The following is a 1,159-nucleotide window of genomic DNA, read 5'->3' as shown; positions in this document are numbered from 1 at the left end:
TTTTCCTGGCGACCATAGCGGCTTGGAACCACCTGATTCCATCTCGAACTCAGAAGTGAAACGAGCCCGCGCCAATGATAGTGTGAGGTTTCCTCATGTGAAAGTAGGTCATCGCCAGGGTTTTATTTAAGTGATAGTTTATAAGAAAAACATCACTGAGTCCTGCAAAGAACAGGAAAAAGCGAATATGCTGGCGTAGCTCAGTTGGTAGAGCAACTGACTTGTAATCAGTAGGTCCCGGGTTCGATTCCTGGTGCCAGCACCATCTTAAATAGGTTGGCCGTTAACAAAATGTTGACATTCTATTCATCTTAAAAGACAATAGCGTTCTTTTTGGAGGGGTTCCCGAGCGGTCAAAGGGATCAGACTGTAAATCTGACGGCTCTGCCTTCGAAGGTTCGAATCCTTCCCCCTCCACCAGTTAAAAAGAAGAAGGACAAGCGGGTGTAGTTCAATGGTAGAACTTCAGCCTTCCAAGCTGATAGCGTGGGTTCGATTCCCATCACCCGCTCCAAAATATTAGAAATAGAAATATTTGCTTGTTCGTATGAATCTGCAAGCTAATATAAGCCCACATAGCTCAGGCGGTAGAGCACTTCCTTGGTAAGGAAGAGGTCGTTGGTTCGAGTCCAGTTGTGGGCACCATAATGTCAATTTAGCAAATGGGGAGACTTTCCAATGGCGAAGGAAAAATTTGAACGTAAGAAGCCACACGTAAATGTTGGCACGATTGGTCACGTAGACCACGGTAAGACGACATTAACAGCGGCTATTACCACGATTATGGCGAAGAAATTTGGTGGAACAGCGAAAGCATATGATCAAATTGATGCGGCACCAGAAGAGCGCGAGCGTGGTATTACGATTTCTACAGCACACGTAGAATATGAATCAGCGAATAGACACTATGCGCACGTAGATTGCCCAGGACATGCTGACTATGTTAAGAACATGATTACTGGAGCGGCGCAAATGGACGGAGCGATACTTGTAGTATCAGCAGCTGATGGTCCTATGCCACAAACTAGAGAACACATATTGTTATCACGCCAAGTAGGTGTACCCTACATTGTTGTGTTCATGAACAAAGCAGACATGGTTGATGACCCTGAGTTGTTAGAATTAGTTGAAATGGAAGTGCGTGACTTATTAAGCAGTT

Annotated in this window: 1 protein-coding gene, 4 tRNA genes and 1 rRNA gene; all 6 read left to right on the top strand. The window is 45.0% G+C overall.

What is annotated here, in order from left to right:
• Positions 1–4: 4 nt before the first annotated feature.
• Positions 5–120 (top strand): 5S ribosomal RNA (gene rrf, locus ACWTEW_RS30210).
• 69 nt (positions 121–189) lie between these two features.
• Positions 190–265, top strand: a tRNA-Thr gene (locus ACWTEW_RS30205).
• Positions 266–335: 70 nt separating this feature from the next.
• Positions 336–420: transfer RNA gene (locus tag ACWTEW_RS30200), tRNA-Tyr, on the top strand.
• A gap of 20 nt (positions 421–440) precedes the next feature.
• Positions 441–514, top strand: a tRNA-Gly gene (locus ACWTEW_RS30195).
• A gap of 55 nt (positions 515–569) precedes the next feature.
• Positions 570–645, top strand: a tRNA-Thr gene (locus ACWTEW_RS30190).
• A gap of 33 nt (positions 646–678) precedes the next feature.
• Positions 679–1,159: GTP-binding protein (locus tag ACWTEW_RS30185; RefSeq protein WP_454783630.1), on the top strand; the 481-nt coding region annotated here is incomplete at its 3' end.

The organism is Legionella stuttgartensis (genome assembly GCF_977063405.2).
This window is presented reverse-complemented; position numbering and strand designations above follow the sequence as displayed.